The following is a 16,756-nucleotide window of genomic DNA, read 5'->3' on the forward strand; positions in this document are numbered from 1 at the left end:
TCCCCTCGTGGCGGTCTTGCCCGAGGAAAAAGCCAAGCGGGTGCGGCGGATGTTCTCGGAGATCGCTCCCCGCTACGACCTCCTAAACCGCCTTCTTTCCCTGGGGGCGGACGTGCGCTGGCGAAGGCGGGCGGTGGCCCTGGCCTTGGAGAAGGGCCCAAGGCGCATCCTGGACCTGGCCACGGGGACGGGGGACCTGGCCCTTTTGCTAAAGGCCAAGGCCCCGGGGGCGGAGGTGGTGGGGGCGGATTTCGCCCCCCCCATGCTGGAGATCGCCCGGAAAAAGGCGCGGGCGAGGCGGCTGGAGGTGCGCTTCCTCGAGGCCGACGCCCTCGCCCTCCCATTCCCCGAGGGGGCCTTTGACGCCGTGACCCTCGCCTTCGGCTTCCGCAACTTCGCCGACCATGGGAAGGCCCTCGCCGAAATCCACCGGGTCTTGGCCCCCGGGGGCAGGCTCGTCCTCCTGGAGTTTCCCCCACCCCCCAAGGGAGCCTTCGGCCTGGTCTACCGGGTTTACTTCCAAAGGGTCCTCCCCCTCCTCGGGGGGGTGATCTCGGGGAACTTCGGCGCCTACCGCTACCTGCCGGAAAGCGTGGAGGCCTTCCCGCCCCCAGAGGCCCTAAAGGCCCTCATGGAGCGGGCGGGGTTTTCCGTGCGCTACGAGCTCCTCACCTTCGGGGTGGCGGCCATCCACGTGGGGGATAAGCCCTAAAGCCCCGCCGCCCGGGCCAGGTCCTCGTCGCTTGGGATCTCCCCTTCCTTGAGCCTTTCCACCAGGAAGCGGGCCATCCGGCCCAGGGCATCCCGCACCCGGCGCCACGCCTCCAGGGGCTTCCCCGTGGGGTCGGGGAAGGAGACGTGGCGCTTCTCCGTCCTCGCCGGGTAGGCGGGGCAGGCCTCCTCGGCCTGGTCGCACACGGTGAGGACCAGGCCGAAGTTCCAAGGGTCCGGCACCTCCCAGAGGGTCTTGGAATGGTGGCCCGAGAGGTCCAGCCCCACCTCCGCCATGACCCGCTTGGCCTCCTCCTTCACGAAGGTCTTTTCCGTGCCGGCGGAGTGGACCTCGAGGTCCACCCCAAGCTCCTGGGCGTAGCGCCTGAGCCAGGCTTCCACCATCTGGCTTCGGGCGGAGTTGTGGGTGCAAAGGACGAGGACCCGCATCCCCCCAAGCCTACCCCACCCGGGTCAGGAGAGGGTCAGGAAAGCCGCTTTTCCAAGGCCTCCACCTTCTCCGCCAACACCTTGAGGCCCTTCCGCCAGAAGGCGGGGCTTTCCAGGTCAAAGCCGAAGCGGCGGCCGAGCTCCTCGGCGAAGTGCATCCCCGACTCGGCGAGGAGCCTTTCGTAGCGCTCGGCAAAGCCAGGGTCTTCCTTGGCGGCCTCGTAGACGGCGAGGCCGAAGAGGAGGCCGAAGGTGTAGGGGTAGTTGTAGAAGTCCGCCCCGTAGTAGTGCCCCTTCACCGCCCACATGTAGGGGTGGCGGGTGGCGAGGGCCTCCCCATAGGCCTCCTCCTGGGCCCTTAGCATGAGCTCCTTGAACTCCCTCGGGGAAAGCTCCCGCGCCTTGCGCCTTTGGAAGACCCAGGACTCAAAGAGGAAGCGGCTGTGGATGTCCACCACCACCTGGGCCGCCCCCTGCAGGTAGGCGTCCAGGATGAGGAGGCCCTCCCCGGGGGAGGCCTCCTTTAGGGCCGCCTCCACCACCAGGGTCTCGTTCATGATGCTGGCGGTTTCCGCCAGGGTCATGGGCACTTCCCGCAAACTGGCGGGGGCCTGGGCCAGGGCGAAGTTGTGGTAGGCGTGGCCGAGTTCGTGGGCCAGGGTGGAGACCGACTCAAAGCTCTCCTCGTAGTTGGCGAGGATCAGGCTTTTGCCGCCTCCTCTAGGCATGCAGTAGGCCCCGCCCACCTTCCCCTTGCGGGGGAGAAGGTCCATCCAGCGCTCGGCGAAGGCGGCCTCCGCCACCTGGGCGGCCCTTGGGGCGAAGGCGGCGAGCTTTTCCCGGATGAAGCGCCGGGCCTCCTCCAGGGTCCAGCGCCTGCCCTCCCCGATGGGGGCGAAGAGGTCCCACCAGTCCAGGCGCTCCTTGCCCAGGGCCTTGGCCTTGAGGAGGTAGTAGCGGCGGAAAAGGGGAAGGCTTTCCCGCACCGCCTCCTGCAGGGCGGCCAGGGTCTTGCGGCGGATGCGGTTGCGGAGGAGGGTGGGCTCGAGGTCGTCCCTGTACCCCCGGCGCCGGTTGAGGGCGCTCGCCTCCCCCTTCACCCCGTTTAGGGCGTAGGCCAGGGGCACCTCGTGGGCCTCCCAGGCCTTAAGCTCCGCCTCGTAGGCTTTCTTGCGCACCGCCTCCTCGGGGTGGAAGTAGAGGTTGCGCACCTTGGTGATGGGAAGCGCCTCCCCGTCCACCACCGCGGTGATCTGGCTGGTGAGGCTTTCGTGGAGCTTAGCCCAGGCCTGCCGCCCCGAGAGGCTGAGCTCGGCGGCCAGGACCTCCTCCCCCTCCGGCATCAGGTGCAGGGCCTCCTCCTTGGCCTCCTCCACCAAGATGCGGTGGGGCCCCGCCTCCTCGGGCTCCTGCAAGGCCAGGTAGCGGACGAGCCTAGGCCTAAGCCGCTGGAAGTCCAGGAAGAGCACCTCCAGCTCGGAGAGCTTGGCCAAGGCGGCCTCGTCCTGGGTATTGGCGGTGAAGCGGGCGTAGAGGTAGGCCCAAAGGGGGGTGGCCTCCTCCTGAAGGGCGTCCAGGGCGGCCAGGACCTCGCCTAGGATGGCTTCTTTTTCCAAAAGTCCCTTGAGGTGGGCGATCCGCCCCCTTACCCCTTCCCAGGCCCGCCGGAACTCGGGGCTATCCAGGTCGGGGAAAAGGGGCGTTAGGTCCCAGGTGGTCTCGGTCATGCCCCCACTATACCTGACCCGCGGGTCAGAGCTCGGGGTTTCCGGTAGGGGCCTGGAGCGGTGGGGTTGGTGTAGGTGCGCGCCGGGAGGCGACGGGTTCCTTGGATGGCTTGAGGTATAGACTGAGGTCATGGAAGGTTTCCCGGTTGTGGTGCGGGTGGACGTTCGCTTTCGCGATCTAGATCCCTTGGGCCATGTGAACAACGCCGTTTTCCTCTCCTACATGGAGCTGGCCCGCATCCGCTATTTCCAAAAAATCTCCCCCGATTGGCTGGAAGAAGGGCACTTCGTGGTGGCCCGCATGGAGGTGGACTACCTGAAGCCCATCTTCCTGGAAGACGAGGTCCTGGTGGGGGTGCGGGCGGTGGGGATGGGCCGTTCCAGCCTGCGCATGGAGCACCTTATTACCGCTAACGGCGTGCCCGCCGCCCAAGGGGTGGGGGTGTTGGTCTGGTTGGAGGGGGGCAAGCCCGCCCCCCTGCCCGAGACGGTGAGCCGGCAAATAGAGGCCTTGGAGGGCCGGCCCCTAACCGCTTCGTAGCACGGCCACCGTTACCCCGTGCCCCCCTTCGTGGGGCGGGGCGTCGGCGAAGCTTTCCACCCGCTTGTCCCGCCTCAGGGCCTCGCGGATGGCCTGGCGCAGGGCCCCCGTGCCCTTGCCGTGGAGGAGGCGGAGGGTGGTGAGCCCTAAGGCCCGCGCTTCCTCCAGGGCTTGGTCCACCTCTAAAAGGGCTTCCTCCACCGTGAGGCCCCTTAGGTCCACCTCCTTCACCTCCCGCCTCGGCTTGGCCAGGAGGGGCTTGGGCGCTTCCTCTTGGGGTAGGGGCCTGAGCTCCTTGGCCTTGAGGCTCATCTTCAAGGGCCCCACCTGGACCAAGGCCTCCTCCCCCCGCACCTCCACCACCCGGCCCCGTTTGCCCAAGGCGGGCACCTCCACGGGGCTGCCGGGGGCGAGGCCGGGTGGGGGCGGGGGAGGGGGGGTCTTCTTGGCGTAGCGCGCCCTGAGCTCCATGAGCTCCCGGAGGGCATCCCGCTTGCTTTCGGTCTTGGCCTTCTCCCGGATGGCCTTGAGCTCCGCCTCCACCTCCAAAAGCCGTTCCCGCACCTCCTCTTCCAAGGCCTTTAGGCGGGCTTCCCGCTCCTCTTGGTGGCGCCTTTCCCGCTCCTCTAGCCCCTGCCTTAAGGCCTCGGCCCGGGCCAGCTCCCCTTCCAGGCGGCGCCTTTCCTCTTCCAGGCGAAGCCTTTCCGCCTCCAGGCGCTCTAAGAGGGTTTCCAGCCTTCCCCCTTCCGGCAGAAGGGCTTCCGCCCGCTTCAGCACCGCCTCGGGCAGGGAAAGCCTCCGGGCGATGGCCAGGGCGTAGCTCCGCCCCGGCACCCCCAGGACGAGCTCGTAGGTGGGGCGGAGGGCCTCGAGGTCAAAGCGCATGGAGGCGTTCTGGATCCCCTCCCGCCCCTGGGCGAAGGCCTTGAGGGGGGAGAGGTGGGTGGTGACCATCCCCTTTACCCCCCTTTCCAGAAGGGCCTCCAGGATGGCTTGGGAAAGCGCCGCCCCTTCCTCGGGGTCGGTGCCGCTTCCCAGCTCGTCTATGAGGACGAGGCTATGGGGCGTGGCCTCCTCCAGCATCTCCTTGAGCCTTCGGAGGTGCCCGGCGAAGGTGGAGAGGTTTTCCTGCAAGGACTGCTCGTCCCCAATGTCGGCGTAGACCCGGTCGGGCCAGGCGAGGAGGGCCTTCCTGGCCCCGACAAAAAGCCCCGACTGGGCCATGAGGACCGCCAGGCCCAAGGTTTTTAGCAGGGCGGTCTTTCCCCCCATGTTGGGCCCGGAGATGAGGATGAGGCGGGTTTTCTCGTCCAAGGCGAAGGAGTTCCTTACAGGATTCTGGATCAGGGGGTGGAAGGCCTCCCTGAGCGCATAGCCCTCGCCGAAGCGGGGGCGGACCAAGCCGAGGTCCCGGGCCAAGGCGGCCTGGGCCTGGACCAGGTCCAAAAGGGCCAGGGCCTTTAAGGTTTCCGGCACCCCCTCGTCCTCTGCCAGGCGCTCGGAAAGCTCCCGCAGGATGCGGTTCACCTCCTCTTCCTCCTGGAGCCTTAGGGCCTGGAGGCGGTTGTTCAGCTTCACCACGGAAAGGGGCTCCACGAAGAGGGTGGCCCCGGACTCGGACTCGTCCAGGAGGATGCCGGGCACCTTGTGGGCGAAGCCCGCCTTCACGGGCACGCAGTAGCGGTCCCGGCGCAGGGTGACGAAGCGGTCCTGGAAGGCCTCCCGGTGGCGGTCCATGAGGGCGTGGAGGCGGTCCAGGATCTCCTGGCGGAGGGGCTTAAGCTCCCGGCGGATCTGGAGGAGGCGGGGGCTTGCCTCGTCCTTCACCGCCCCTTCTTCGTCCAGGGCCTTTTTCACGCGGCCGAGGAAGGGGTGATGGTCCCCGATGGCCTCCGCCACCTGGCTTAGAGCGTTCTGGAGGGGAAGGAGCTCCGCCTTGAGGGCCATGGCCTCCTCCAGGGCCTGGGCGGCCCTCAAGAGCTCGGGGCCGGAAAGCTTGCCCCCGGAAAGGGCCTTCTGGTAGGCATCCCGGAGCGTCCCCGCCTCCGGGAGGGCGTAGGGGTAGCTTTGCGCCTCCTGGGTGAGCTGGTGGCGCCGCTCCGCCTCCTCCCGGGCAAGGGGGGCGAGGGCCAAGGCGAGCTCCTTCCCCAAGGGGGTCTTGGCCCTTTCCGCCAAAAGGGCCCGCACCTTGGGGAACTCCAGGACCTCGAGGACGTCCCGCACAAAGAAAAAGTATAGCCCGGAAAAGGCCTAGCGCTTAAGGAGGCGGAAAAGGCCCAAGGCCACCTGCCCCCCGGGGCCCGCCATGAACCTGAGCCAGGCCCCCACCCGGCCAAGCCGGCCCAAGGGAAGGAGGGAAAGGAGGAGGAAAAGCCCTTCCAGGAGCTGCCTCCGCTCCTTTGGGGAGAGGCGGCCCCACGCCTCCAGGAAGAAGGGCTTCCTTCCAGGCCTTTTGCGGGGTCCAGGCATCTTGCGCCCCACCTCCTCATTCTAGGGGTTGGAAGAGGAGGAGGGAGGCTTCCACTTCCCCTTCCACCTCGGTTTCCCTCAGGAGGTCCACCCCCCGGGGAAGGCGAAGCCGGGCGCCCTCGGGGGCGAAGTAGGCCCAGACCTCCTGGCCCCCGTACCGCCGCCGAAAGGCCAGGACCCCAGGGGGGGCCTTAAGGGGCAAAAGCCCGCCCCGGCGCAGGGCGGGATGGCGCTTCTTTAGGGCCACGAGCCGCTTCAGGAAGGAGAGGACTTCCCGGTTCCAACGCCCCTCGTCCCAGGGGAAGGGGGCGCGGCAGTAGGGGTCCCCCTTCCAGAGGGTGTAGGGGTTGGGCTGGGAAAGCCCCACCTCGTCCCCGTAGTAGATGGCGGGGCTTCCGGGGAAGGCGAAGAGGAGGGTGTAGGCCAACTTAAAGCGCTCCACGTCCTCCTTTAGCCGCCAAAGGGCCCGGGGGATATCGTGGGAGGAAACGAAGGTGTACATGGCGTGGCGCACCTGGAGGGGAAGGGCCTGGTAGTGGTCCAGGAGGGTTTGCCAGACCTCCTTCGCCTCCAGGGCCACCGCCCGCCCGTGCACGTCCCGCCCCGAGAGCCACGCCATCAACGGGTGGGCGAAGCCGGCGTAGTGCATGGCCCCATCCAGGGTGTGGGCCCGCAGGGTGGGGGTGGTGTCGTAGGAAAGCTCCCCCAGGACCAAGGCGTCCTCCCGCTCCTCCTTGGCCGCCCGGGCCAAGGCCCGGAGCCAGCGGGCGTTCTTGCGGTTGGTGCCCCCTTCCCCGATGGAGTGGGCCACGTCCAGGCGCCAGCCGTGGGCCAGGCGCATCCAGTGGCGGATGGGGGCCTTGGGGCCATGGACGAAGCGCTCCTGCGTGAGGGGCGAGGCGTAGTCCAGTTTGGGCATGTGCTTCACGCCCCAAAAGCTGGCGTAGCTTCCGTCGGGGCGGAAGGTGAACATGCCCCGCTCCGGGGCCTCGGGGTCCTTTAGGGCCCTTTGGAACCAGGGGTGGGTCGCCCCCACGTGGTTGAAGACCCCGTCCAGGATGAGCTTCATGCCCTGGGCTTCCAGGGCTTGGTAAAGGGCCCTCAAGGCCTCCTCCCCGCCCAGGTGGGGGTCCACCCGGAGGTAGTCTTCCGTGTCGTAGCGGTGGCTGCTTGGGCTTTGGAAGATGGGGGTGAGGTAGAGGGCCTCCACCCCCAGGTCCTTGAGGTAGGGGAGGGCCTCGAGGACGCCCCATAGGTCCCCCCCGTAGAACTCCCGGGCGCCGTCTTCCCCGGGGGGCTCGTGCCAGGCCTTTCGGCGGATGGGCTTACCCCCGTAAAGCCAGGCCCCCTCCTTTGGGGCAAGCTCGGGGCGCCCCTGGCGGAAGCGGTCGGGGAAAATCTGGTAGTAAACCGCTCCCAAGGCCCACTCCGGGGGGTGCGGCCCCGCCAGGAGGTGGAAGAAGCGGTCGTAGCGGGGAAGGGTTTTTTCTAAGCCATGGCTTCCCCAGTACCCTTCGGGCAGGCGGAAGGCGTAGCGAAAGGGGCTCGTGTGGAGGAAGACCTCCGCTTTCAGGCCCCTTTCCCAGGGCACCAGTGGCTTTTCGTGGAGCTCCCCGTCCTTCTCGTAGACGAGAAGCCCTTCCTTGGCCGGGGTTTCCAGGAAAAGGGTCACCGCTTCCCCCAGGTCCGGGAAGGGGGGGTGGACGTGTTCCAGGTCGTGGCGGTTCATTCCTTTACCGCCCCCGCCGTGTAGCCGGAAACGAAGTACTGCTGGAAGCCGTAGAAGAGGAAGAGGATGGGCAAGGAGCCCAGGACGCTCGCCGCGGCGAAGACGCCCCATTTGGTCTGGAACTGCCCCGTGGTGAAGCTCCTAAGCCCCACGCCCACGTTCCAGCTCTCCACCCCCGTGAGCACCAGGTTGGCCAGGACGAACTCCGAGTAGGTGCCCACGAACTGGAGGAGGAAGATGAAGACGAACATGGGGGCGGAAAGGGGGAGGAGGATCCGCGTGAAGACCTGCCACCTTGTGGCCCCGTCCACCATGGCGGCCTCCTCGAGGCTTGGGCTGATGCTCTCCAAATACCCTTTGTACACCCAGGTGCCGAAGCTGATGATGCCCCCCGAGTAGGCCAAGACCAGGCCGGTGAAGGTGTTCAAGAGGTCCAGCCGGGAAAGGAGGTAGTAGATGGCCACCAGGGCCAAAAACCCGGGGAACATCTGCACGAAGATGAAGAAGAGGAGCAAGGGGTAGCGCCCCGGCAGGTGGCGGAAGCGGGCGAAGGCGTAGCCGGCGGTGGCGGTGAGCAGGACCGCCAAAAGCCCCGTGAGACCGGAGATGAGGAAGGTGTTCCGCACCCAAAGGAGGAACTTGGTCTCCGTCCCCTGCCCCGTGAACTGCTTGGGGGAAAGGAGGAGGGCGACGAGGAAGACGAAAAGGGTCAAGGCGGCCAGGAGGCGGCCTTGCCAGAGGTCCATCCACTCCTCCTGGGGAAGGAGGCGGCGGAGGAGGCCAATCAGGGCCACCCCCAGAAGGGATAGCCCCGCCAGGAGGAGAAGCCCCACCTGGTAGGGGTAAAGCACCACCCCCCGCACCAAGGCGGCGTAGTTTTCCAAGGAGGGCTCGGGCAGGTAGGGGATGACCTTGGCGTCCAGGAGGAGGAAGCCCGTGTCGGGTCTGCGGAAGCTGAAGAGGTTGTTGGTGGGGTCAAAGCTCGCCGCCACCACCTGGACCACGGGGTAGTAGACGAGGAGGATGAGGACCCAGAGGAAGAGGTGGGTAACCCCCTGGAGGAAAAGGGACCAGGGGCTCCGCCTCCGCCCCGTCAGGCGGTTGGTGAGGGCGGTGTGGAGGAGGCTATAAAGGAGGATGAGAAGCGCCAAACCCAAAAGCCCCAAAAGGGCGTAAGCCCAGCCGTAGGGCACGAAAACGCTGCCGAAGGCCACCTGCTTGCGGTAAGACCCCTCGTCAAAGAGGCGGTGGGCCGCAAACCAGTGGACCCCGTAAAGGGCCAAGCCGGTGAGGAGGAAGCCAAGAAGCCGCCGCATCTACCGTACCTCCCTCAGCGCCCCCGTGAGGCGGAAGTTCACCAGGCTGATGGCCACGGTGATGGCGAAGATGATCAGGCTGATGGCCGCCCCCAGGCCGTAAGCCGACTGCCCCTCGGCGCTAAAAGCCGTCTTGTAGGCCCAGGAGATGAGGATGTCCGTGGCCTGGGCCGTGGCCAGCCTTCCCTCCTGGGCCGGGCCGCCCCCGGTGAGGAGGTAGATGATGTAGAAGTTGTTGAAGTTGAAGGCGAAGGAGGAGAGCAAAATGGGCACCATGGGCTTCTCCAAAAGGGGCAGGGTGATGCCCCAAAGGGCCTGCCAGGGGGTGGCGCCGTCCACCTTGGCCGCCTCATAGAGCTCGTCGGGGATGGTGGAAAGGGCGCCCAAGGTGGCGGTCATCATGTAGGGGAAGCCGAGCCAAAGGTTCACGAGCAGGATGGCCACCTTGGCCCAGTCGGGGTCGTTGAGCCAGGGGATGGGGTAGACGCCCAAGACCCCGAGGAGGCGGTTGACGGCCCCGAAGTTGTAGTTCAAAAGGGCCACCCAGACCTGCACCGTGATGACCCCGGGCAGGGCCCAAGAGACGATGAGCACCGTGCGGTAGAAGTTGCGGAGCTTCAGGCCCTTGTTGTTCAGGATAAGGCCCAGGACCAGGCCTAAGAAGGCGTTCAAAAGCACGGTGCTGGCGGCGAAAATCACGTTCCAAACGAAGACGGGAAGGAGGGCCTGGCTCGCTTGGGAAAGGATAAAGGTGAAGTTCCTTAGGCCCACGAAGCGGAAGGCGTTCACCTTGGCCACGAACTCCGCCCGGAAGGGAAGGGGGCGGTCCAGGACCAAGGCCGTCCCTTCCGCCTCCAGGATGCGGGCCCGCGCCCGGTGCCCTTCGGCGTAGACCTCCACGGGTTCGCCCCGGCAGGGGTCGCAGCGGAGGGCCTCGGTCACGGGGGCTTCCAGGACGAGCCTCGGGCCCACTTGCTCCCGCACCCGGGTTTCCGTGGAGCGGTCGGGGAAGCCGTTTTTCTGCCCCGAGTAGTCGGTGAAGGCCAGGTAGACGGTGAGGCCGATGGGGTAGAGGGTGAAGACCAGGAGGAAGGAAAGGGCGGGCAGGAAGTAGTACCAGTCGGAAAGCCAGGGGAAAAGCCGCCCCAGGGCCACCGCCCCCGGCAGGAGGACGAGGAGGGCCAAGACGAGGATGGTCCAGCCCGGGGGGGCCAGGTGGGCCTCGAGGGCGAAGTACCCCAAGACCCCAACCCCCGTGGCCAGCAGAAGGAGGCCCAGCAGGAGGGCGAGGGCCAGGAGGAAGCCTTTTAGACCCGGTGGGTGCTTCATGGTCTAACCATAATCCCCCCACGGGGGAGGAGGGTCCCGTGGGGGGCGGGCATGGGCCTTTACTTGCCGATGGCCTTCTTGATCTCGGCCACCATGTCTTCCACGATCTTCTTCACGTTGGCGTCGGGCCGCTGGATGGCCAGGCTAATGGCGTTCCCCCAGGGGCCCCAGACCTTGCCCATTTCCGGGATGTTGGGCATGGGGGTACCCAGGGCGAAGACCTTGGAAAAGCCCGCCACCACCGGGTCCTTCTCCAGGGTCTTGGCGGCGCTCTTGGACACGGGGATGCGGCCCCCCGCCTGGTTGAAGGAAACCAGGTTCTTGCCGGTGATGAGGGTCTTGGCGAAGTTGACCGCGGCGGTCTTGTTCTTGGAGTAGGCGTTCACCACCACGCCCTGGACCCCGAGGAAGGGCCCCCAGGGGTTCTTGGCCCCGGGCGGGGTGGGGAAGGGGGCGATGCCGAAGTCAATCTTGGCCTTCTTGTAGTCCCCCAGGGCCCAGGGGCCGTTGATGATCATGGCCAAGGCCCCGTCCTTGAAGGCCCCATCCGCCACGCCGTAGTCCACCCCCTCGGGCACCAGGTTGAAGCGGAAGCGCAGGTCCTTGATGAACTGGAGCGCCTTCTCCCCCACCTCGCCGCCTATGAGGAGCTTGCTGGGGTCCAGGTTGCCCTTGGCGTCCTTGCCGAAGACGTTTTCCGCTCCAAAGGCCTTGAAGAAGCCGAAGTTGAAGTAGGGGATGTCCCCAAAGGGCACCTCCACCACCTCCACCTTGGTGCCGGAGGTCTTTTCAAAAGCCCGCGCCTGGGCCTTGAGCCACTCCAGCTCGGGGCCGCCGAAGTGGGTCCAGACCGTGATCTTCCCCTGGGCTAGGGCCAGGGAGAGTCCAAGGGCCAAAACCGCCAGAAGCTTCCTCATAATCCCACCTCCGGGCGCGTGGTAGCGTTTCCGCCAAAGGTTTTGCCCGCACCCTGCGCCCCAAGTATATTCCTTCTTGGGAAGGGCACAAGTCCCTAGTGGAGGGCCCGGAACACCTCAAAGGCGATGAGGGCCAGGATGGCCACCTCCACCGCCTGGGTGCGCAGGTGGGCCACCTCCTCCGTCACCATCTCGTAGGTGGCCTCGAGGACCCTAAGCTTCTCCTCCACGCTCCTTTCCAGCTCGTGGGCCCCGTAGAGCTCCAAGGCGGCGCGGTAGATCTTGGCGTAGAAGAGGTCCTCGGTGATGCGCAAGGCCCCTTCCATGCGGGCCCGCACGTGGGCGATCTCCGCGTGGCGGGCCATGAGGCGGCGCCGGAGGCGCTGGAGCCGGCCGTAGCCCCAAAGCCCCCGCTCCTTGAGCACCTCGGGCACCGCCTCCAGCTCCTCCGTGAGGAGGCGGTCGTAATAGGAAAGCTCCAAAAGTTGGGCGTGGACGAACTCCACCAGGTCCGCCACGTCCCAGATGCCCTCCGAGTCCAGGATGAGCACCCGGTCAAAGCCCAGAAGGGCCAGGTCCTCGGTGGAGTAGCTGTAGCGGTAGCGCTCCATCTCCCGCCGCACCTCGGGGGCGAACTCCTCCGCCGTGCCCATCCACAAGGGGGTGAGGTCCACGGGAGGGTCGTGCGCCTTGGCCCCCTCGAGGCCCAGGGCGTGGTAGACGGCGAACTCCTCGGAAAGCCGCTTCTCCTCGGGGCGGAGAAGGGCCCCTTTAAGGTAAGGCTCCAAGGCGGCGAGCTCCGCCAGGAAAAACCCATCCCAGAAAGGGAGCTCGGGGATCTTGAGCCCCTTTTCCAAGAAGACCTCCCAGGGCACCTTCTCCCCCAGGTGGATGCGGAAGGAGAGGGAGACCACCCCGAACTCATAAAGCCGAGCGGTGAGGAGGCCGGAAAGCCCCTCCAGGCTCCTTACCCCGAGCTCCACCTCCGCCGGGGGGTTCTGGAAGCGCACCGCCCCGAGCCTCGCCCGGGAGAGGCGAAGCCGGGGGGTGGAAAGGCGCGAGAGGTCAATCTCGTCCGCCAGGTCAAAGAGGCGGTAGAGGGCGATGTGGGGGAAAAGGAGGTTCATTCCAGCTTGGAAACCTCCCGGGGTGGAGGCCCTTCCCTGTAGGCCTCCACGAGGGCCCTGATGGCCTTCCCTCGGTGGGAGTAGCGGGCTTTCTCCTCCAGGTCCATCTCGGCGAAGGTCTTCCCCGCCTCGGGCACGTAGAAGAGGGGGTCGTAGCCGAAGCCCTTTTCTCCCCGAGGGGCCTCGAGGATGTACCCCTCCACGCTACCCTCGTAGGCCTCGGCGTGCCCGTCGGGGTAGGCCAGGACCAAGACGGCTACGAAGCGGGCCTTGCGCTCCTCCCCCTTGAGGTGGCGCATCCTTTCCAGGAGGTAGACGTTCCGCTCCCGGTCCGTCTCCCTTCCCCCGTAGCGGGCGGAGTAGACCCCAGGCTCCCCGCCCAAGGCGTAGACCTCGAGGCCCGAGTCGTCCGCCAAGGCGGGGAGCCCCGTGGCCTTGGCCACATGGGCCGCCTTGAGGAGGGCGTTGTCCAGGAAGGTGGCCCCCTCCTCCTTGGGCATGCGCAAAGGGAAATCCGCCAAGGAAAGGAGGGTCCAGCCCAGGGGGGCGAGGCCCTCCATAAGCTCCCGCACCTTGCCGGGGTTGGAGGTGGCCAGGACCACGCGCATCCTTTTCAGGATACTTCCTTTAGGGCGGCCACCACCTCTTCCGGGGTTTCCACGGGGGTGAGGAGGTGATAGTCCTTGGGGTCTATGGCCCCTTGCTCCTGCAAGAAGGCCATCCAGGAAAGAAGGCCCTGCCAGTAGGCCCGGTCCAGGGCGAAGACGGGAAAGGGGTGGACCTTTTCCGTCTGGATCAGGACCAAGACCTCGGAAAGCTCGTCCAGGGTGCCGAACCCCCCGGGCAGGAAGACGAAGGCGTGGGCGTAGCGCACGAAAAGCACCTTGCGCACGAAGAAGTAGCGCAAGGAGAGGGCGTGGGTCTGGTAGGGGTTGGGCTTTTGCTCGTGGGGGAGCTCAATGTTGAGCCCCACGCTGACCCCCCCCGCCTCGTAAGCTCCCCGGTTCACCGCCTCCATTACCCCGGGCCCGCCCCCCGTGACCACCCCGTAGCCCGCCTCGGCCAGGGACTTGCCCAGGCGGTAGCCCAGGGCGTAGGCGGGGTGGCCCTCGCCGAAGCGGGCGGAGCCGAAGACGGAAACCAAGGGCACCTCAATCTCGGAAAGCGTCTCGAAGCCCTCCACGAACTCCGCCAGAATGCGGAAAAGCCGCCAGGCGTCCTCGTGGTGGAGCTGGTCTATGAGGGGCTTCTTGGGCATGTCTCCATGCTAAAGCTCTTCCAGGCTCACCCGGTATAGGGTTTCCACCTTTTCCCCAAGCCGCTCCGCCAGGGACTTGTAGCTTTCCTTGTCCCCGGTGACGTAGTGGAGCACCCTCCCTTGGCCTTCCGGGTTCAAAAGCCCGGCTTGGGCTAATGCCTCCGCCACCCGCTTGGCCGTGGCCTCGGCGGAGTCAATGAGGGCCACTCCGGGGAGGACCCTTTCCAGGGTGGCCTTGAGGAAGGGGTAGTGGGTGCAGCCCAGGATGAGGGCCTCGAGGTCCTTGGGGGCCTCCTCCAGGTAGTGCCGGGCCACCAGGAAGGCCACAGGGTCGTCCCATAGCCCCTCCTCCACCAAGGGGACGAAGAGGGGGCAGGCCTTGGCCCAAGAGAGGGGCACGTACCGCCCGTAGGCCCCGCTTTCCACCGTGGCCTGGGTGCCGATGAGGCCCACCTTGCGGTAGCCCCGGGCCACCTCCGCCGCCGGTTCCAGCACCCCGAAGACGGGCACGGAGAGGTCCTCGGCCAGGTCGGGAAGGGCGGCGGAGCTCGCCGTGTTGCAGGCCACCACGATGGCCTTCACCCCTTGCCGCAGGAGGAAGCCCGCGATCTCCCAGGCGAAGCGGCGCACCATGGCAAGGGGCTTGCCCCCGTAGGGAACGCGGGCGGTGTCGCCGAAATACAGAAAGTCTTCCCGGGGAAGGGCTTGCCGGAGCGCCTTGAGTACCGTGAGCCCGCCCACCCCCGAGTCAAAGACGCCGATGGGGGCCTTGGGGTCCTTCACGGCCCGCCATCATACCTGGACGGGGGAGGGGGGGTGCTATACTATCAGGGTTGCCCCGAAGGGGGCGGGTACGAAGGAGGTGCGCAAGTTGCGGCTGGTCACGTCCGAGTCGGTCACGGAAGGGCACCCGGATAAGCTGGCGGACCGGATTTCCGACGCCATCCTGGACGCCCTCATCGCCCAGGACAAGAAGGCCCGGGTGGCGGCGGAAACCTTGGTCACCACCGGGCTCGTTTTCGTGGCGGGGGAGATCACCACCGAAGGCTACGTGGACATCCCCAACCTGGTGCGCAAGACGGTGCGCGAGGTGGGCTACACCCGGGCCAAGTACGGCTTTGACGCGGACACCTGCGCCGTGCTCACCGCCATTGACGAGCAGTCCCCGGACATCGCTGGGGGGGTTAACCTCTCCTACGAGTGGCGGGTGCTGAAGTCCACCGACCCCTTGGACCGCACCGGGGCGGGGGACCAGGGGCTCATGTTCGGCTACGCCACCGACGAGACCCCCGAGCTCATGCCCCTACCCATCACCCTGGCCCACCGCCTCACCATGCGCCTGGCGGAGGTGCGCAAGACCGGGCTCCTCCCCTACCTGCGCCCCGACGGCAAGGCCCAGGTCACCGTGGTCTACGAGGGGGACAAGCCCCTTTACGTGAAGACCGTGGTGGTTTCCGCCCAGCACTCCCCCGAAGTGGAGCAGGAGCAGCTACGGGAGGACCTAATTCGCGAGGTGGTGCGCCAAGCCATTCCTCCGGAGTACCTGAAGGAGGGGGAGACGGAGTACCTCATCAACCCCTCGGGCCGCTTCATCCTGGGCGGCCCCCACGCCGACACCGGCCTCACTGGGCGCAAGATCATCGTGGACACCTACGGGGGGGCGGTGCCCCACGGGGGCGGGGCCTTCAGCGGCAAGGACCCCACCAAGGTGGACCGCTCCGCCAGCTACTACGCCCGCTACATGGCCAAGAACCTGGTGGCGGCGGGGCTCGCCCGAAGGGCCTTGGTGGAGCTCGCCTACGCCATCGGCAAGGCCAGGCCCGTATCCTTGCGGGTGGAAACCTTCGGCACCGGGGTCCTGCCCGACGAGAAGCTCACGGAAATCGCCAAGAAGGTCTTTGACCCGAGGCCCTTGGCCATCATTGAAGAGCTGGACCTCCTTAGGCCCATCTACACCCCCACCAGCGCCTACGGCCACTTCGGTCGCGCCGGCTTCCCCTGGGAGGAGACGGACCGGGTGGAGGCCCTGCGCCGGGAAGCGGGCCTCTAAGGGAAGGTTGCCTAGCCCCCTAGGCCAGGGCCTAGGGGGCCTAGCCGATCTCCACCCGGTTTTTACCCTTGCGCTTGGCCCGGTACAGGGCCTCGTCCGCTCGCTTGAGGAGGGAGAGGGGGGAGTCCGTGGGGGCGGCCTGGGCCACCCCGAAGCTGGCGGAAAGGCTTGGCACCGGGGGAGCCTTTAGGGCCGCTATGCTTTGGCGGAGCCTTTCCGCCAGGGCCAGGGCCTGGGGGAGCTCGGTTTCCGGCAAGACGACGGCGAACTCCTCGCCCCCTAAGCGCACCGCCCGGTCGCTTTGGCGGATGTGGCGCTCCAAGCACTCCGCTAGGGCCTTGAGCGCCCGGTCCCCCACCTCGTGGCCAAAGGTGTCGTTCACCGCCTTGAACCCGTCCAGGTCCAGGGCGATGAGGGCGAGGGGGCGGCCGTAACGCTGGACCCGGAAAAGCTCCCTTTCCAGGATAAGCTCCAGGTAGCGGCGGTTGCGCAGGCCGGTGAGGAAGTCGGTGTAGGCGTCCAGTTGGGCCTCGAGGTACCCCTCCTTGATCCGCACCAGCATGTAGAGGAGGCCCACGTAGGCCAGGTTAGCCCCGAAGAACTGGGCCAAGGCGTTCACGTGTTCCGGTTGGTAGTGGCCGCGGAAAGCCCCTAGGAGGGAGAGGAGGAAGAGGGTGAGGAGGTAGAGGAGGGCGAGGCGCACCGCCTGCCGGGTGTGGAAGAAGAGGAAGCTGCTGAAGTACACGAAGGGCACCCAGAAGGCGGCGGGGGAAAGCCCCATGGGGTTGGGCCGGAAGAGGAGCTGGTAGGCCAAGGTGGCGAGGAGGTAAGCGGCCACCAGGGCGTGGGCGCCGGGCAGAACCCAGGCAGCGAAGCGGGGCCGAAGCCAAAGGGCGGCGCTAAGGAGGGCGAACCCCAGGACCAAAACGGGCAGGAAGACCCGGTCCACGGGGTCTAGCCCCACCCTTTGGGAGGCGAAAAGCGCCACCAAGGCGAGGGCCGCCCCCAGGGGCAGTAGCCATAGGGCCACCCGCCTGCGGAGGGGGTTCAAGGGGTCCAGAAGCTCCAGGGTGGGCTGCAAGCTAATCCCAGTGTACCGCCCTTCGGGCAGGCCCATGCCCCCATCCTGCCC

At 66.9% G+C, this 16,756-nt stretch carries 16 protein-coding genes; 3 read left to right on the forward strand and 13 right to left on the reverse strand.

Annotated features, from left to right (window positions below; translation table 11 throughout):
* Positions 1-7 precede the first annotated feature (7 nt).
* Positions 8-712 (forward strand): bifunctional demethylmenaquinone methyltransferase/2-methoxy-6-polyprenyl-1,4-benzoquinol methylase UbiE, encoded by a 705-nt coding sequence (ubiE, locus tag QT17_RS11810; protein WP_039460245.1) that lies wholly within the window; start codon positions 8-10, stop codon positions 710-712.
* Here ubiE and QT17_RS11815 read toward each other — a convergent pair.
* Together QT17_RS11815 and QT17_RS11820 are read right to left on the reverse strand one after the other, a co-directional pair.
* Positions 709-1,161, reverse strand: a complete 453-nt coding sequence (locus tag QT17_RS11815; RefSeq protein WP_039460246.1) for an arsenate reductase ArsC — start codon at positions 1,159-1,161, stop codon at positions 709-711. The genes ubiE and QT17_RS11815 overlap by 4 nt on opposite strands.
* A 35-nt stretch (positions 1,162-1,196) precedes the next feature.
* On the reverse strand, positions 1,197-2,888 hold the full coding sequence (locus tag QT17_RS11820; RefSeq protein ID WP_039460247.1) for a M3 family oligoendopeptidase: 1,692 nt from the start codon (positions 2,886-2,888) through the stop codon (positions 1,197-1,199).
* A 130-nt stretch (positions 2,889-3,018) separates the two neighbouring features.
* On the opposite strand from QT17_RS11820, the gene QT17_RS11825 reads away from it, so the two are divergent.
* Positions 3,019-3,429, forward strand: a complete 411-nt coding sequence (locus tag QT17_RS11825; RefSeq protein ID WP_039460250.1) for a thioesterase family protein — start codon at positions 3,019-3,021, stop codon at positions 3,427-3,429.
* Here the strand turns inward: QT17_RS11825 and QT17_RS11830 are convergent.
* From QT17_RS11830 to murI, 10 genes are all read right to left on the reverse strand, one after another.
* Entirely contained in the window at positions 3,415-5,652 is a 2,238-nt protein-coding gene (locus QT17_RS11830) for an endonuclease MutS2 (protein WP_039460251.1), read from the reverse strand. The two genes, QT17_RS11825 and QT17_RS11830, sit on opposite strands and share 15 nt — an antisense overlap.
* A gap of 27 nt (positions 5,653-5,679) precedes the next feature.
* Positions 5,680-5,910 (reverse strand): hypothetical protein, encoded by a 231-nt coding sequence (locus tag QT17_RS11835; RefSeq protein ID WP_052155212.1) that lies wholly within the window; start codon positions 5,908-5,910, stop codon positions 5,680-5,682.
* A 4-nt stretch (positions 5,911-5,914) separates the two neighbouring features.
* Positions 5,915-7,627, reverse strand: coding sequence for a glycoside hydrolase family 13 protein (locus QT17_RS11840; protein ID WP_039460253.1), 1,713 nt, complete (start codon positions 7,625-7,627; stop codon positions 5,915-5,917).
* The gene (locus tag QT17_RS11845) at positions 7,624-8,943 is read right to left on the reverse strand and encodes a sugar ABC transporter permease (protein WP_039460254.1); all 1,320 of its coding nucleotides are present in this window, start codon (positions 8,941-8,943) and stop codon (positions 7,624-7,626) included. Before QT17_RS11845 ends, QT17_RS11840 begins: the two co-directional genes overlap by 4 nt.
* Positions 8,944-10,272, reverse strand: coding sequence for an ABC transporter permease subunit (locus QT17_RS11850; protein ID WP_039460256.1), 1,329 nt, complete (start codon positions 10,270-10,272; stop codon positions 8,944-8,946). It lies immediately after the preceding gene.
* A 59-nt stretch (positions 10,273-10,331) separates the two neighbouring features.
* Positions 10,332-11,189: an extracellular solute-binding protein gene (locus QT17_RS11855; RefSeq protein ID WP_039460257.1), complete on the reverse strand. Its 858-nt coding sequence runs from the start codon at positions 11,187-11,189 to the stop codon at positions 10,332-10,334.
* A gap of 95 nt (positions 11,190-11,284) precedes the next feature.
* The gene (locus QT17_RS11860; protein WP_039460259.1) at positions 11,285-12,316 is read right to left on the reverse strand and encodes a hypothetical protein; all 1,032 of its coding nucleotides are present in this window, start codon (positions 12,314-12,316) and stop codon (positions 11,285-11,287) included.
* Positions 12,313-12,924, reverse strand: coding sequence for an RdgB/HAM1 family non-canonical purine NTP pyrophosphatase (gene rdgB, locus QT17_RS11865; RefSeq protein WP_039460260.1), 612 nt, complete (start codon positions 12,922-12,924; stop codon positions 12,313-12,315). The genes QT17_RS11860 and rdgB overlap by 4 nt, the downstream gene beginning before the upstream one ends.
* Positions 12,925-12,929: 5 nt before the next feature.
* Complete coding sequence (locus tag QT17_RS11870) at positions 12,930-13,574, reverse strand: TIGR00730 family Rossman fold protein (protein ID WP_039460261.1); 645 nt, start codon at positions 13,572-13,574, stop codon at positions 12,930-12,932.
* Positions 13,575-13,583: 9 nt separating this feature from the next.
* On the reverse strand, positions 13,584-14,357 hold the full coding sequence (gene murI, locus QT17_RS11875; RefSeq protein ID WP_039460262.1) for a glutamate racemase: 774 nt from the start codon (positions 14,355-14,357) through the stop codon (positions 13,584-13,586).
* Between the two features lie 88 nt (positions 14,358-14,445).
* Here murI and metK point away from each other — a divergent pair, with 88 nt between their 5' ends.
* Positions 14,446-15,624, forward strand: coding sequence for a methionine adenosyltransferase (gene metK / locus QT17_RS11880; protein ID WP_039460292.1), 1,179 nt, complete (start codon positions 14,446-14,448; stop codon positions 15,622-15,624).
* A 40-nt stretch (positions 15,625-15,664) separates the two neighbouring features.
* On the opposite strand, the gene QT17_RS11885 is transcribed toward metK, so the two are convergent.
* Positions 15,665-16,741 carry a diguanylate cyclase gene (locus tag QT17_RS11885; protein ID WP_200883405.1) on the reverse strand — a complete coding sequence of 359 codons (1,077 nt, stop codon included), beginning with the start codon at positions 16,739-16,741 and terminating at the stop codon, positions 15,665-15,667.
* Between the last annotated feature and the right edge of the window lie 15 nt (positions 16,742-16,756).

The organism is Thermus sp. 2.9 (assembly GCF_000794385.1).
Lineage (GTDB): Bacteria > Deinococcota > Deinococci > Deinococcales > Thermaceae > Thermus > Thermus thalpophilus.

Excerpts from the sequence above, each read along its gene's own strand:
- QT17_RS11825 (WP_039460250.1), top strand. The coding sequence starts at position 3,019 with ATGGAAGGTTTCCCGGTTGTGGTGCGGGTGGACGTTCGCTTTCGCGAT.
- QT17_RS11885 (WP_200883405.1), bottom strand. The coding sequence starts at position 16,741 with ATGGGCCTGCCCGAAGGGCGGTACACTGGGATTAGCTTGCAGCCCACC.
- QT17_RS11850 (WP_039460256.1), bottom strand. The coding sequence starts at position 10,272 with ATGAAGCACCCACCGGGTCTAAAAGGCTTCCTCCTGGCCCTCGCCCTC.
- QT17_RS11870 (WP_039460261.1), bottom strand. The coding sequence starts at position 13,574 with ATGCCCAAGAAGCCCCTCATAGACCAGCTCCACCACGAGGACGCCTGG.
- QT17_RS11815 (WP_039460246.1), bottom strand. The coding sequence starts at position 1,161 with ATGCGGGTCCTCGTCCTTTGCACCCACAACTCCGCCCGAAGCCAGATG.
- QT17_RS11840 (WP_039460253.1), bottom strand. The coding sequence starts at position 7,627 with ATGAACCGCCACGACCTGGAACACGTCCACCCCCCCTTCCCGGACCTG.
- QT17_RS11845 (WP_039460254.1), bottom strand. The coding sequence starts at position 8,943 with ATGCGGCGGCTTCTTGGCTTCCTCCTCACCGGCTTGGCCCTTTACGGG.
- QT17_RS11855 (WP_039460257.1), bottom strand. The coding sequence starts at position 11,189 with ATGAGGAAGCTTCTGGCGGTTTTGGCCCTTGGACTCTCCCTGGCCCTA.
- rdgB (WP_039460260.1), bottom strand. The coding sequence starts at position 12,924 with ATGCGCGTGGTCCTGGCCACCTCCAACCCCGGCAAGGTGCGGGAGCTT.
- QT17_RS11860 (WP_039460259.1), bottom strand. The coding sequence starts at position 12,316 with ATGAACCTCCTTTTCCCCCACATCGCCCTCTACCGCCTCTTTGACCTG.
- QT17_RS11820 (WP_039460247.1), bottom strand. The coding sequence starts at position 2,888 with ATGACCGAGACCACCTGGGACCTAACGCCCCTTTTCCCCGACCTGGAT.